We start from the raw sequence: 15,227 nt of genomic DNA on the forward strand, positions 1-15,227 counted from the left end.
ATTGAGAAAGAGCCGTACAAGTTTACAGGGATCAATCTTAAATAACAGAAGAGACCGCTAATCGCGGCCTCTTCTGTTATGGATAGTTTATCTCTTATACAGCTGCTGCTGCCTGATTAATAACGTCTGCAACTACATCAGGGTGCGACAGCATTGGCACGTGGCTACTTTTAATCTCGGTCACTTTTGCGCCCATGCGTTTAGAAACCCAACGCTGAAGATCCGGGTGAACCGTGTGGTCTTCGGTACATAATATGTACCAGCTTGGTTTAGTATCCCAGGTATTAACTTCTATGTTTTGCTGATCAAACAGATCCGAAGCTGGTGCATAATGGGTAGCCCAAACTACTTTTTGCTCATCTTCCGGAAGGTCACCGGCAAAGAACTCGGTGCCTGAGGGAAGCATCCAAACACGGCCATCGGCAACTTCGATGCGGTTGAAAATATCAGATGGGAATTTATTTAGCTGGCTATTAACCGTTTCACCGGGAGCAGGTGCCACCGCAGCAATGTATACCAGGCCAACAACGCGCTCATCATTTGCCGCGGCGGTAATAGTAGCACCGCCATATGAGTGACCAACCAGTATAACAGGACTGCTTACGCGGCTGATCGTACGTTTAATTGCTGCAACATCATGGTCAAAAAAAGTCAGGCCATATTGAACTGAGATTACTTCATGCCCGTCGGCTATTAATTTAGGAAGTAACTTGTTGAAGCATGAAGCATCTGCCCATATACCGTGGCATAATACGATTGAAGGTTTTTTTGTTGTGCTCATAATTAAAAATTTTAAAAGATTGATGATTTATGTCCTTTGGAAATTTATATCTGCCGGAACATAGGTTTGTTGGATAGGATTATTTAGTTTGATACGCTTTCAGCTGCTTCAATAATAACTTCGGCCACCGCTTCAGGCTGAGACATGAAGATCACATGGCTGCCTTTAATCTCTTTCGTCTTGGTGTTCGAGCGGCTGTACATATTACGCTGTATATCCGGGTTGATCGTTTTATCTTCCGTGGCGATGCAGCCCCATGATGGCTTGGTTTTCCAGGCCGCGTTGGTGATCGGCGAAGTAAATGCCCTTGCGTAAAACGCACCTTGCGATGCATACATAAATGCAGCTTTCCTGGCGTCAAGATCGCCGCAGAAACCGGCGTGAAACTTTGATTTTTCATTATAAACAACACCATTATCATCCGGGGGCAGGATGCCGTTTTCCGGCGAGGGCGCTATGGTCTGGATCCAGTGAAGTGCCGATTCTCCATTGTCCGGCTGGAAGGCTGCAACATATACCAGCGCAACTACATTCGGGTGATTGCCAGCTTCAGTGATCACCGCACCGCCCCATGAGTGGCCAACCAACACGGCTGGCCCGCCAATGCTGTCCAGAACAAGCTGGGTCTGACGAACATCATCTTCAAGCGAACTCAGTGGGTTTTGTACAACAAGTACATTGAAGCCCTTGTCGGTTAATACATGGAACAGCGGCTCCCAGCCTGATCCATCTGCGAATGCGCCGTGTACCAGCACTACGTTTTTGATTGGAGGTTTCATGTTATTTTAAGTTTTGTCATCATCCTATAGGCACTTTTGATGCCATTGGATTATCTGCCAAATAATCAATTGTTTATATTTTGGGGGAGCGAGTAAAAAACGTTGTATGTCGCAAATGGCGGTATCTTTTTGTTGATATTTGAATAATTTGAGCTTCGTAATCAACCTCGGTTTGGCGGGCAGTGTTCTGTATTATTCTGTGTTGGGCCGGCATTTTTATGCAGGCACAGGTAGCTCTAAAGAATTTCAGGTTTTGGGAAATTAATTCAGGGCCATTATTTACATCAAGGTTTCTTGGCTACGATTTATAATAATATCAGCAATGATGCTATTATAAATCATCAGGTTAAATATGTTTAAGAATATTTAAAATGCCAATTTCTCTAAAGGGCATTGCGAATTATATTATCCATTCCGAATCAACAAAAAGATCTCGTTCGTTTAAACTAATACTTATGGGCAAAAAGAAGTTAACATAGAATTTGTTCGGAATGAACATGTTTGATATTATTCGACTTTGATCAAAATAGGTGTTGAATGTTCACTTTCATTCTTAAGCCTGTCTATCGCTGTAACAACATAACGGTATGTTTTTCCTTTGTTTATTCCTCTGTCTATGTAAGTGGCATTGGTGTTGTATTGAATATGGATAATTTTCTTTGGGCTTTCGGTTGTTATCAGATTGTCACTTTCATCAAAGCGATATATTACATAGCCATATACCGGTTCGTTATCTGGGGCTGGTAACGGTTGTTGCCAAGTAAGCGTTACTGATCTGTTCACGGAGGTAGCTGTAATCTGGTTGGGCTGGTTAGGCGCTATAGAATCGCGCCATAACATAACAGGGGGTAATGCCGGGTAACGATAATAGTTGTTTTTTAAAGAGTCGGTAAAGCCCAGCGGATTTTTAATCAACGAGTTTGAACTGAAATAAACACTGCCCTGTACCCGTGGATTTTTACGAAGGTAAATAACCTGGTTGGGCAGCTGAGATGGTTGCCTAAAGCCTGCGAGCTTATTTTCAATGATGCGGTAAGGCCCCTGTCCAATGTATAAATGCCGTCCGTAAGTATTTTTGCCCCACCAATCAACCAAAACATTAAAGGCAACCGAGCGGTCGTTGAGCAAGCGGTACAATTGCGGGTTAATATAATCAACCCAGCCTTCCTTTACCCATTTTTTAGAGTCGGCGTAAAGTTCGTAATAAGAGTCGCCGCCTCGTGTATCAGAGCCTTCCGGGTTTTGATATTTATTGGCCCAGATGCCCGATGGGCTTACGCCAAATTTTAACCGTGGATTATGATGATGAATGCTATCGCTTAGCATTTTAACCAGCCTGTTAACGTTGTCCCTCCGCCATTCCCTAATATCTGTAAATGCCGAGCCGTATTTAGCAAATGTTTTTGAATCGTTGATTTGCTGCCCGGCTACATGGTAGGGATAAAAGTAATCGTCGATATGGATACCGTCAATATCGTAATTATCCACTACATCAAGTACAACCCGCACAATATAATCCCTTACCTCCGGTATCCCCGGATCAAATAACTTTTGGCCCCCGTAAATAAAAAACCACTCTGGCTTAATGTTGGTAATATGGTGCGGACTTAAAGCAGCATAATCAGCATCCTTAGTTGCCCTGTACGGATTAAACCACGCATGCAGTTCCATGCCGCGTTTGTGCGCCTGCTCAATAGCAAATTCAAGGGGATCATATGTGGGATCCGGCGCTTTACCTTGTTTCCCGGTAAGCCATTTTGACCATGGTTCGCGGCTTTTGGCGTAAAATGCATCGGCGGCAGGCCTTACCTGCAACATAATGGCGTTGATACCGGTTGCCTGGTGCTGGTCAAAAATGTCAATAAGCTCTTTTTGCTGCTGGGGGGTATTTTCTGCAGCTGTTTGAGGCCAGTCTATATTTTCAACGGTTGCTATCCAAACCCCTCTGAACTCTCTTTTAGGACACACATTTGTTCTTGCGGTATCTGTTACCTGTGCCGTTGCTCTAAAGTCCCAAAAAGATACCAAAAGTAATCCGGCGATGGCTATTGTTAGTTTCATTGTCACTCAATTTTTAATTTACACCAGCCCGACCACGTTCCGTTTCCAAACCACTTTTATTGACCCGCTTTTTGCTTTCTAATCCAAACCTGTACGCCAATGTTAAGTTTATCTGCCGGGTATCATTAATGATATTGCTTGTTACCAATGCATTATTTACCCGAATTTCACGCCGGATCTTCCACGAATGAAAAATATCAGAGCCGGCAAGGGTAATTGTAGCTTTATTGTTAAATATCTTTTTTTGCAGGCTCGTATTCACCCTGAACATCGGCAAATAGTATCCTTGTCCAAATGTTGTGCGGGTGCGGTAAAATCCGCTTATTTCTGCGCTCAAACCCTTGTTTAGTTTAAACTGATTATTCCCCGATACCTCGAAGGTAAACACCCTGTTGTAGAGAAAATCATTATTGATTGCTTCGCCTTGAAATAATTGCTTTGAAACCTGGCCGAAAAGATTTGTGGTCCACCATTTGAAAATTGGCGCAGCTACAGTTGAATAAAGCGTGATATTGTAATTGCTGCGGATATTCAACGAGGTATTAACCAACGATTGGCCGTTAACATAGTAAAACTGGATGATCGTGTTCCTGCCTTTGTTAAAAGATGTTCCTACCGTAAAAATGCCCGAATGGGTGAATGATAAATCGAAGCCGATTGTTTTTTCGGGCAGCAACGAAGCATTTCCCTGGAAGGAAGTATACCTGTCGAAATAAAATGCAAACGGGTTAAGAGATGAATAATCCGGCCGGTTGATCTGGTAATCGAAAGAAAAATTAAAAGTGTTTACCGAAGCAGTATCTAATTTATAGGATATATAGAGCTTCGGAAATAGATTGTTGTAGTTTAAATGTAAAGCAGGATAGGGGATAGTTGCAAAATTATACTGCCGGGTACGTGAGCTGCTGTTCTCGAACCGCAAGCCTAATTCAAAGCTGAATTTCTTCAGCTCTTTATTAAGGCCGACATAAGCGGCATTGATATGCTCTGCGTAAGTATTACTGCTGGTCAAAGAATCGTTTTGAATGCCGGACCGATTAAAATAAATACCATTGCTGGCCCTTTTTGAGTAAATGCTCTGCACGCCTGCCGATAATTTGATGCCGGAGAAGATTTTTGTTTCATAATCTGATTTTAAGCTGTACACATTTGCTTCAAAGGGATTTTGTGTGATGAGTTTGTAATTATCTACAAGCTCTGTGCTGTTCGGTAGGTATGTATCGCTGTTTAGCAACTGCAGGGCGTTGTCAGTGTAGTGCAGATAATCAGCATCTATCCTGATATTTTCTCCTTCTTTTTTAAACTTATGCTGATAATAAAAATTGAGTGCTGCATCGTTGGTATGCCTGTTCAGGTCACTTTGTGTTTTGATGATTGAATCGGGCAATGCATGGTTGAATTGCAGCAAATAATTGCCTTGCTCCTTGTAGGGGCTTACGGAGCCATCAATTACTAACCCAATGCTGGTGTTTGTATCAAGTTCTGCATCAAAACCCAGTTTATAACGCGTACTTTTCCTGTTGTTGTTTTCCAGGTTATTCTGTTTGATAGTGTAGTTGTCCGAAGGGGCGGCGAAACTAAAATCTCTTTCCCTGTCAACTTTGTAATAGTTATTGTTGGATGTATAAGCAGCGTTTCCAAAGAAATTTAACTTTCCAATTTTATAGTTAAGATTTAAGCTATAGTTCGCTTTAGCGTAATGCCCTCGGCCATGAGTGGCCGTTAAGCCGCCGTTGAACCCTTCCGTATGATTTTTTTTGGTAATAATGTTGATCAAACCTGTGTTGCCCTCCACATGATATTTTGCGGGTGGCACCGGCATTAGTTCTAATTTTTCAATGGTACCCGAAGGGAGGGACTTTAAGTAATTTACCAATTGTGCTCCGTTTAAAAAGGTTTGCCGGCCGTCAATGTATATCGTTACGCCTTGTTTTCCGCGCAATGATATAGCATCATCTGTAACATTAACTCCGGGGGTGTTATTTAAAACTTCAATGGCACTCACGCCATTGTTTGAAAGCAACTGACTAACATTTACGATGGTCCGGTCTATTTTCTGTTCTGTATAGGACTTTTGTCTGGCTCTGATCACAACTTCCTTTAAATCATTTTCGGCTATCTCCAATTTAATTTCGGACAGGTTTTCGGATGGTTTTTCCGCATTGATAATCACTTGTCCGATGGTAATTTCCTTAAAACCCAAATGTTTTATCTCCAGGGAATAAGTTCCGTTTCGCAGGTTTTTAAATTCAAAGGTTCCTGAGTGATCACTATGAATCACATTTTTATACAAGCTGTCTTTATGGCTTTCAAGGATAATCGTTGCGCCTTCAATCACTTGACCATCCTTTGCACTAACAATTTTTCCGCTGATGATGCCCCTTGCAGTTTCAGCTTTCCTAGTACTTTGAGCTATTGAATTTAGACAAAGCAGTAGCAATAAGGCCGATAAAATCACCTTCATGGTATCGAATTAAATGTTTGGATCATTGCAGAAGCCTTATCAATTCTAAAATGTGAATTAGGCTTAAATATTACTCTCCTGTGCCGTAAGCTACTATAGCATTGATGATTTTTTCGGCTATTTTATGCTGATTATCCGTGTTTGTGATATAATTAAGATCAGCAGGATCTGTCATGTAGCCCAACTCTAACAATACTGCCGGTGCTTTATTATGCCTCAAAATATACAGCGTATTATCGGGCGGGGTTTCGCTGATATCCATTTTTCGTCGGGTGTTTATACCGCTTAGCTGTTGTAAATTGGTTTTTAAATGGCGAGCCAGTCTTTTATTCAATGGATACAGCTCATTTTTATCAATTATCACCTCCATTCCATTGGTATGTTTGGTCCAGTAGCCGGGCGCGTTCAGGTGTATGGAAATGAAGGCATCCCCTTTATACACAACCCTGCTGCGCAGATCTAAGTAGCTATCATCGGGCCGGGTTAAAATTGTGCGGATACCTTGTTTTTCGGCTACCGCTTTGATTTGGTTAACAATCTGAAGGTTCAGGTTTTTTTCAATATAACCTTCTGCGCCCACTGTACCGTACTGGCTACCGCCATGGCCCGCATCCAGTACCAATACAAACTCTTTTGTCAACGCTTTGCCGTAAATTTTTTCAACCGAAAAACAATAGCCGTACATGGCCATTATCGGTACGGTAGCCAAGTACCATAGCTTTTTTAAAGCCGGTGAATTGGGCTTAAATAACATCGCGATCCTGCTTTTTAAGCTGTAAGCGCTGAATTGATTAACGAGCCCTGTAGATGATGAAGACGATAGCTTGAGCAACAACGAAGCATATTGTTTAGTGTCAAAAACAGTTTTCATTAAATGGTCAACCTCAAATTCGTGAACCTCGTTTAGGGCGTTTGCAATGAGGTAAACGAAGGGATTAAACCAGAAAAATGCTTTTACAATTTCCATATACAGGTTATCGGCCGAATGAAACAGGCGGGCATGTGCTTTTTCATGCGTCAATACCTGGGCTATTTCTGAGGATGCTGTATTGCCCGAACTGATAAAAATATAGTTAAAGAATGATGCGTTCTTTTTATACCGATCCATCACCAGGTAGTTTTTCCCGGATCTCACACCGTGTTTTTTTCCCACGTTTACTATTTTCAACACGCTGTAAGCCGTTTTGATAAGTATAGCTACAGAAATTGCGCCGTACACTATACCTGCAATTAATAGCCAGTTAAGGGTGTTTGTTTGATGCGGAACGGGTTTGAAATATTCTTTTTCAGAAGAGGCGGTCTGAGAAACAATCACATCCTGGGTTGCAGGGCCGACTGGAAGCGGTTCCCGTACCGTAATGTGTATCGCCGGGGCTATCAAACTTATTGTTACGATGAATAATAGGTAAAACCTTGTCATCGAAAAAAAAGTCAGGCGTTTTAACACCAACGGATATAGCATATAACCTAAACCCATGCAGGCAGTTGCGCCTATCAGATAATTAAATACACCCATAGCTATTGTTTATCAATCATTTTCTGGATCTCTTCAATATCTTTTTCTGAAAGGGTTTCTTCTTTTACCATAAATGACAGCAGCGATTGCGCCGATCCATCGAAATAATTAGTGATTAGCTTAGTAAAAGAATGTTTCCCGTATTCGGCTTTAGTGATGAGTGGAAAATACTCGTGCGTTTTTCCGTAAGCTTTATGGCCTATATAGTTTTTCGTTTCCAAAAGCCTCACCACAGATGATATTGTGTTATACGGTGGCTTTGGATCATCTAGCAAATGTTCAATGATATCTTTCACAAATGCTGATTTCAAATCCCATAAAACCTGCATGATCCGTTCTTCGGTCTTGGTCAATTCTTCCATAATCAAATATATAACTTATTTTTCAGTTATATAACTTATTTTTCAGTTTTTACGAAAGTGTTGGTTAGTCAATATTTACGTGGAGGCAAGTTTCAATAATATCTTTTGCCACTCAAGAACAAGAAAATTATTTGTGACGACATGTCATTCGCATGGTTAAATAAATTTGAGTGACAGTCATTTTTAGATAACCTTAGAATTACGTTACTCGTAACGCAAACCAGCTACTTGAGCAACGTCGCTTAGCTGCTAAAAAAACATTAAGGATAAGGATTTGGCCTCCTATGAAGAAACCCAGAAAGCTTATCATGTTTTGAATGTGGGATATAAATTATTTCTCGGTAAATCTTTAATTTGATTTTTTTTTCAAAACAGCCAGCGGACGAGCGTCGTAATATAATTCGCTAATGAATAGTTCGTTCCAAGAGTTAATCCGAATCCCCAATATTTTCGCTCAGGGATTTGGACTATGAAATTAAGACAATCAAAAACTTATTTACAGATGTAGAGTATGAAGGCCTTTTTTAATCAGTCTTATATTTTCATGATAACATAAACACACGAGATTCCACGCGACGCCATTTTCTTAGCTAAAGAAGGAGGCTAATAAGCATGCCCGCACAAGGGGATCTCATTTTAAATTTAAAAAATATAAGCTTGGTAAACTAAATATGACCGTATCCAATCTCTTCAAAAAACTCTCTCTCTTATTAGTATTTGCAGGGTTTGCATTTTGCACATCTGCACAGGAATATCCCAAGGTTATTTTAAAAGGTGATTATCCTGACCCGAGCATTATGCGCGAGGGGGACGATTTTTACATGACACATTCACCGTTTATCTATTCTCCCGGGTTTTTAATATGGCATTCGAAAGATTTGCTTAACTGGGAGCCGGTAACACGGGCGATGCCAGATCTGGTTGGTTCTGCCATGGCTCCTGATCTGTTGAAACATAATGGTAAGTATTATATTTATTTTCCGGCCAATGGGACTAACTGGGTAATATGGGCAAACAATATACGCGGTCCCTGGAGTAAACCCATTGATTTGAAGGTGCCGCGTATCGATCCGGGGCATGCAGTAGGCGAAGATGGTAAGCGTTATTTGTTCGTTTCTGCCGGCGGCATGATACCTTTATCTGATGATGGGCTTTCTGTAACAGGCAGTCTGAAAGATGTTTACACAGGTTGGGATTATCCCAAAGATTGGATTACCGAATGTAAATGCCTTGAATCTCCAAAGATTTTTAAGAAGGGTGATTATTTTTACATGCTAACAGCCGAAGGAGGTACCGCAGGACCGGCAACCAGCCATATGGTGATAGCAGCCCGTTCAAAAAGCATTCAGGGGCCGTGGGAAAATTCGCCCTATAATCCAATTGTACATACCTATAGTGCAGATGAGCAATGGTGGTCTAAAGGTCATGGAACACTCATTGATGATGCAAAGGGAAACTGGTGGATAGTATACCATGCCTATGAAAAAGGATATCATACATTAGGCCGGCAAACCCTTATTGAACCTGTTGAATGGACGGCAGATGGTTGGTTCAAGACGGCAAAAGGAAAAATAGAATCCCGGGGCAAAGAGAAACGATCTTCATCGGGCTTTTCGCTATCAGACAACTTCAATAAAAAAACGCTCGGACTACAATGGACAGCCTGGAAAGGTTATGACGCGAATGCTATTCGGCAAAAAAATGGCAGCCTTTATTTAAAGGCTAAGGGCTCTGATCCGGCGGATGCACGGCTTTTGTTAACCACGGTTCCGGATACAAGTTATGAGGTACAGGTAGAGGTGAGTTTAACAGGCGGAAGTGTAGGTGGATTGCTTTTGTTTTACAATGAGCAAGCTTTCGCCGGCATTACATCCAATGGGCAAGATATTACCATTTATAAGAATGCAGACACTCACTTAAATCAATCTATAGCGCTTGGAAAGCACTTTTATTTTAGAATTACAAACAATCGAAATTTCTGCGATATGCTTGCCAGCAAGGATGGTAAAAATTGGATAACACTTCAATCCGGCGTACAGGTGTCAGGGTTAAACCATAACGAATATCACGGCTTTTTTGCATTACGGCCAGGCTTTATGTCTGCCGGAAAGGAGGGCGCTGTGATATTGGATAATTTCAAGTATAAGTCAATCAACCACTAATAAGTAAAGAAAATAATCATTATGCTAATATTAACAGCGGTGCATTTTTAAAAAGTACTGGCTACCGTAGTTCTATGCCATATATTTTGACCATCGATAGCACAAAAGCCAATGCGGCTTGACGAAACCCGGAATGAAGAAAACAGGCTTCCTATGCATGCCTCTTATTTTGTTTACGAACCGGAAGCCGCAGCGTTAAAAAATGATCGGAAACAATCATTCAATTGCATGAGCCTCAATGGGGCATGGCATAATTATAAATAATTCAAACACATAATTAATGAAGTGAAGTACGTTTATGAATAATATTTTTTTAAAGAATTTAGCCTTGTTATGGCTGTTGTTTGTTGGGTTTGAAGTTAAAGCGCAACAAGGTAACCGGCCTTTACCTCAGCCGGTTATCCCGGATTATATTGCAGACCCTTCCGTAGTTAATTTCAACGGCACATATTATTTGTATGGAACATCTGATATTGATCGTGATTTGCAGGAAATGGGGCCGCCTGTTGTGTGGACCTCAAAAGACCTTGTTAACTGGAGCTATAAAGGGACGCTTTTTCAAGATATTGATTGGAACAAACCATATACCTATGGGCCCGAAGGGAAAAACAAAAAGGGCTATTTCAGATACTGGGCTCCCGGCATTGTAATTAAAGCTGATAAACTTTATCACTTATATGCTACTATTGTTAAGCCTGATGGAAAAACCGGCACTTATCATTTAACAGCAAGTCAGCCGGAAGGCCCTTTTAAGTTCAGCAATGGATCAGGTGTTTTTTTTAATCAGCCGGAAAAAGAAAATGAAGAAACTAAACCTGTTGTGGGTGATATAGATGGAGATCCTTTTGTTGACGATGACGGGCAGGCCTACATTTTTTGGCGTCGTAGAAAAGCTGCCAAACTGAGTAAGGACTGGAAAACTATTGAAGGGCCGGAAGTTACCATTCCAACCAAAAGGAGTGGTTATTCAGAAGGCCCTTTCTTATTTAAACGGAATGGTATTTATTATTATCTGTATACTTTATCGGGCGGAGCCAACTATGCTTATGCCTACATGATGAGCAAAATAGGACCATTGGGTCCATTTGTTGCGCCTGAGCAGGATATGATATTTAAATCCGATCTCAGGAACGGTGTTTGGGGCCCTGGCCATGGTAATGTGCTGCGTATCCCCGGTACGGATAATTATTTATTTTTTTACCTGGAATACGGGCAAGGAGGCACAACCCGTCAGGTTTTTGTTAACCGCTTACAATTTAATACTGATGGAGCTATTCAGCCTGTGCAGGGTAACACTACCGGTATTACGGAAATGCCCAATTTGAACAAAAGGGTTTCCATACGCGCTGTTAAAGTTAGGGCTTCCAGCACAAGAAAGGACACGGTTATCAAAACAACGATTGACACGGTAATTGATAAGCTGATTGCGATGCCTCCTAAATTTGTTGAAACCGAACTTGCAAACGTTCAGCGTGCAATGGATTTTAAACCGGAGAATGCTGTTGACGGATCAAATGGAACTTTTTGGATGAGCGATAATGCCGATAAACAACCCTGGTATCAGATGGATCTCGGTGCAATAAGGCGGGTAAATAGCCTGGAGTTCTTTTTCGTAAAATCAACACTGGGGCATAGTTATAAAATTGAGAAGTCGGAAGATGGCAATACGTGGAAAGCAATAAATATCCCTGCGTCGCAGGAAATTCGCTCTCCCGAAGTAATTAATAAAATAGGTAAAACCCGTTTTGTCAAATTAACTATCTTGTCAGGCGCACCCGGTTTATGGGAGGTTAAGGTGTACTGATAAAGTAAACAGTTATGTACCCGGTGAACTGTAAATATAAAATGGAATAAGCCTTTTACAATGGAGATAAGCTTGTAATATACAGTTAGATAAATAACAATAGGAAAACCCGATAAAACCAATTTGAATTAACAATGAAACCAGCAATAAAAATAGGCTTTAACCTTTTAGTATTCGTATTCCTTATATCTCAGCAGGCTATAGCCCAGAAAAAAATCAGGGAAAAAGATATGAAAGCTTACCTCATGGTTTATTTTAAGGACGAGACGCACGGACTTTATATGGCATTAAGTAAAGATGGCTACTCCTTTACAGATGTAAACAACGGGAAGCCTGTAATGGCTGGAGATACCATTGCCTTACAGAAAGGCATTCGCGACCCTCATATTTCACGTGGCCCGGATGGCGCATTTTATTTAGCTATGACCGATTTACACATCTTTGCTAAAAAAGCCGGTTATCGTGATACTGAATGGGAGAGGGATAAGGCGTATGGTTGGGGAAATAATCGTTCAATGGTACTGATGAAATCCTGGGACCTGATCAATTGGAGCCGTACTATATTAAGGGTGGATCAGGCATTTCCAGGCCTGGAAGACATAGGCTGTGCCTGGGCACCCGAAACCATTTATGATAACGATAAGAAGAAAATGATGATCTATTTTACTATGCGTTTTAAAAATGGCAATAACAAGATCTATTATTCATATGTAAATGATGACTTTACCAAACTGGAAACAGCTCCGGAATTATTATTCGAATATCCGAAAGATATATCCTATATCGATGCGGATATAACCCGTGTAGGGAGGAAATATCATTTGTTTTACGTTCCTCACGATGGCACTCCCGGCATTAAACAAATGGTATCTGACTCATTAAATAAAGGATATATTTACGATCCCAAATGGTATGACCCCGAGCCTAAATCATGCGAAGCACCCACGGTATTCAAAAGGATCGGTGAAAAAAAATGGGTTCTCATTTATGATATCTACGGAATAACTCCTAACAATTTCGGCTTCAGTGAAACCAGCGATTTTATAAACTTTAAGAATCTTGGGCATTTCAACGAAGGCCCCATGAAAGCGACGAACTTTTCTTCTCCTAAGCATTGTGCGGTTATCCAGCTGACTAAAAAAGAGGCAGAGGCTTTAGCTAAAAAGTGGAATTTTAGCGCTCAGTTTTAATTATGCGTAAAATACAATATTGAAATACCGAAGGGTTTTATATAGTTCATAAGAGTTGGAGTTGCTTAGCAAAACTTCAACTCTTGTTTTTTTATACATAGTTGTAACAGGCCCGGATGATGGGGCATAGCCTCCGGTTGTTATATTTTAAGATCTGTTTTCCTACCCATTTATAGCCGGCAGTTTGATTAACTTATTCCCAAAGTTCCTTCAAAAATAGTTGGAGATATAACCATGATTCCTTGTATTCCTAATGGAAATCGACGAATGGTCTCAGCATCCTCGGTTTTATACATTATACCCCCTTTGATTGGGCAATCTACGTCTCTTAAAGTGCTCCTGTTTATAATAGTTTAGTGCACTCTTACACGCCAACTATCTTTTTAGTGTTTAAAAGATAGCTGGGAATTCCATACATCGCCCGGACAGATTGTGGGATTTGGAAGAGTACAAAACCAAGTATAAACGAGAAAAATATCGACCCAGGATATTGCGGGATACCTAATTGAGAAAACCATTATGACAAAAAATTCAGAGGATCTGTCCAAACTTTGGAGTGAGGTTTGTATAGGAAATAAACGTTCGTATTCTTTGATCCACAAGAAGCTTTATCCTGCCCTTTATGTTTATGGGAACCGGATGTTAAAGGACGAAGAACTTACCGAAGACGTTATACAGGATATGTTCATTAAATTATGGCTAAAAAAGGAATCAATTGGTCCGATTAGAAATGTCAAAGGATATTTCTTTGCAGTTATGCGGTCTGGTTGCCTTGATTCTATAAAAAGCAGGGTTACTATCAAAGCAAAAAAGGCGAATATCGAATTTTTAGATCTCGAAATTTCAATTGAAGAAAAGATTACACAAAGGGAAGCGACGCTTAAACAAGGAAGAGCTATTGAATGTGCATTGAACCGATTACCCGCCCGTCAACAGGAAATATTAAGGCTCCGTTTTTTTGAAGGCATGAATTGTGCAGAGATCGGGGCGATGACCGGCATAAAATATCAATCTGTTGTAAATCACATGTACAGGGCTGTTCAAACATTGAGGGAATTATATGGTTCTGAAGATAAGCTGCGTGTGGCCTGAAATCTTGTACTAATTGCTCCGTTATTATTGGCCATCCTGAGTATCAGAATTTCAATTGATAGTCTTAAATGCGCATATCATGTTATGGTAAATTGGTTATGTAACGTATATTCATACTGATACCCCAATTTAAATGTGATAAGATAAAGCATCGATGAATAATCATGCTTTTTTATTAACTTGGGTTTGTATTGAGTGTGAATATTGCTCCTATAGCAATTTGGATTTAAGCTATTATAAGCCTGTTAAACGAAATTCGTAATGCCCTTTCGATTTCTCATTTGTTTCGTATTTCTCTTCATTGCATTTATAGATCCGTCTTTCGCTCAAAACGTTTATTATTTAGGTTTAGAACAAGGATTATCCAACAACTCCGTCACCAGTATTTATAAAGACCAATACGGCTTTATGTGGTTCGGTACATTGGATGGATTGAACCGTTTTGACGGTTATAGTTTTACAAAATACAGAAAAAGAGTTCATGATCCATATAGCTTAAAGGATAACACTGTATATGGTATAACCGGAACCCCGAACGGTAAATTGTATATCGGAACATCAAACGGACTTAGTGTTTTAGATTATAAAAGTCTGAAATTTTCAAATATCAGGTATAGATCTGCAAGTCTGACTGATAGTTCTGTTTTGCCTTTTAATGCCGAGATAAAGTGTGTAAAGGCGAGGAGGGACAATGATGTTTTTGTAGGCTCGGCTGGCTCAGGGTTATTGGTATTGAAACATTCTTCTACGGTGTTACTCCCGGTACCATTGTACAATAATGCTATGAGCACCACAGATTATAGCGTTGAAGCTCTTGGTTTAGATAACCGCCTGAACGTTTGGTTGTTATGTAGAGGGGTTGGTTTGTGTATTTACAATTCTAAATTGAACCGTGTTGAGATAGTTAATTCAACTATCAGGAACGGCAAAAGCATGACGTTTGATCCAAACGGGAATTTATGGATTGGGACCGACTCCGGGCGGCTGTTTAAAATCCGGAGAGGTTCTAATATAGC

The 15,227-nt window shown here is 40.5% G+C and carries 11 protein-coding genes; 5 read left to right on the forward strand and 6 right to left on the reverse strand.

All coding sequences use genetic code 11. The annotated features are described in order from the left end of the window. Positions 1 to 94 precede the first annotated feature (94 nt). The 6 genes from VF500_RS30255 to VF500_RS30280 all read right to left on the reverse strand — a co-directional run bounded on the left by VF500_RS30255 (position 95) and on the right by VF500_RS30280 (position 7,963). Positions 95 to 781 carry an alpha/beta hydrolase gene (locus tag VF500_RS30255; protein WP_330863225.1) on the reverse strand — a complete coding sequence of 229 codons (687 nt, stop codon included), beginning with the start codon at positions 779 to 781 and terminating at the stop codon, positions 95 to 97. Between the two features lie 83 nt (positions 782 to 864). Beyond that, positions 865 to 1,560 carry an alpha/beta hydrolase gene (locus VF500_RS30260; protein ID WP_330863226.1) on the reverse strand — a complete coding sequence of 232 codons (696 nt, stop codon included), beginning with the start codon at positions 1,558 to 1,560 and terminating at the stop codon, positions 865 to 867. Between the two features lie 507 nt (positions 1,561 to 2,067). Beyond that, entirely contained in the window at positions 2,068 to 3,621 is a 1,554-nt protein-coding gene (locus VF500_RS30265; protein ID WP_330863227.1) for a glycoside hydrolase family 10 protein, read from the reverse strand. A gap of 13 nt (positions 3,622 to 3,634) precedes the next feature. Then, on the reverse strand, positions 3,635 to 6,085 hold the full coding sequence (locus VF500_RS30270; protein ID WP_330863228.1) for an outer membrane beta-barrel protein: 2,451 nt from the start codon (positions 6,083 to 6,085) through the stop codon (positions 3,635 to 3,637). Between the two features lie 70 nt (positions 6,086 to 6,155). After that, on the reverse strand, positions 6,156 to 7,601 hold the full coding sequence (locus tag VF500_RS30275) for an N-acetylmuramoyl-L-alanine amidase (RefSeq protein ID WP_330863229.1): 1,446 nt from the start codon (positions 7,599 to 7,601) through the stop codon (positions 6,156 to 6,158). Between the two features lie 2 nt (positions 7,602 to 7,603). Then, the gene (locus VF500_RS30280) at positions 7,604 to 7,963 is read right to left on the reverse strand and encodes a BlaI/MecI/CopY family transcriptional regulator (RefSeq protein WP_330863230.1); all 360 of its coding nucleotides are present in this window, start codon (positions 7,961 to 7,963) and stop codon (positions 7,604 to 7,606) included. 671 nt (positions 7,964 to 8,634) lie between these two features. Between VF500_RS30280 and VF500_RS30285 the strand changes: the two genes are divergently transcribed. The 5 genes from VF500_RS30285 to VF500_RS30305 form a co-directional block, all read left to right on the forward strand. Then, positions 8,635 to 10,125: a family 43 glycosylhydrolase gene (locus tag VF500_RS30285; RefSeq protein WP_330863231.1), complete on the forward strand. Its 1,491-nt coding sequence runs from the start codon at positions 8,635 to 8,637 to the stop codon at positions 10,123 to 10,125. 298 nt (positions 10,126 to 10,423) lie between these two features. Next, positions 10,424 to 11,929 (forward strand): family 43 glycosylhydrolase, encoded by a 1,506-nt coding sequence (locus VF500_RS30290; protein ID WP_330863232.1) that lies wholly within the window; start codon positions 10,424 to 10,426, stop codon positions 11,927 to 11,929. Between the two features lie 134 nt (positions 11,930 to 12,063). Beyond that, on the forward strand, positions 12,064 to 13,119 hold the full coding sequence (locus VF500_RS30295; RefSeq protein ID WP_330863233.1) for a glycoside hydrolase family 43 protein: 1,056 nt from the start codon (positions 12,064 to 12,066) through the stop codon (positions 13,117 to 13,119). Between the two features lie 519 nt (positions 13,120 to 13,638). Next, positions 13,639 to 14,211: a sigma-70 family RNA polymerase sigma factor gene (locus VF500_RS30300; RefSeq protein WP_330863234.1), complete on the forward strand. Its 573-nt coding sequence runs from the start codon at positions 13,639 to 13,641 to the stop codon at positions 14,209 to 14,211. A 261-nt stretch (positions 14,212 to 14,472) separates the two neighbouring features. After that, positions 14,473 to 15,227 (forward strand): ligand-binding sensor domain-containing protein (locus VF500_RS30305; RefSeq protein ID WP_330863235.1); only part of this gene is annotated, 755 nt, incomplete at its 3' end.

This window comes from Mucilaginibacter sp. (assembly GCF_036383575.1).
Taxonomy (GTDB): domain Bacteria; phylum Bacteroidota; class Bacteroidia; order Sphingobacteriales; family Sphingobacteriaceae; genus Mucilaginibacter.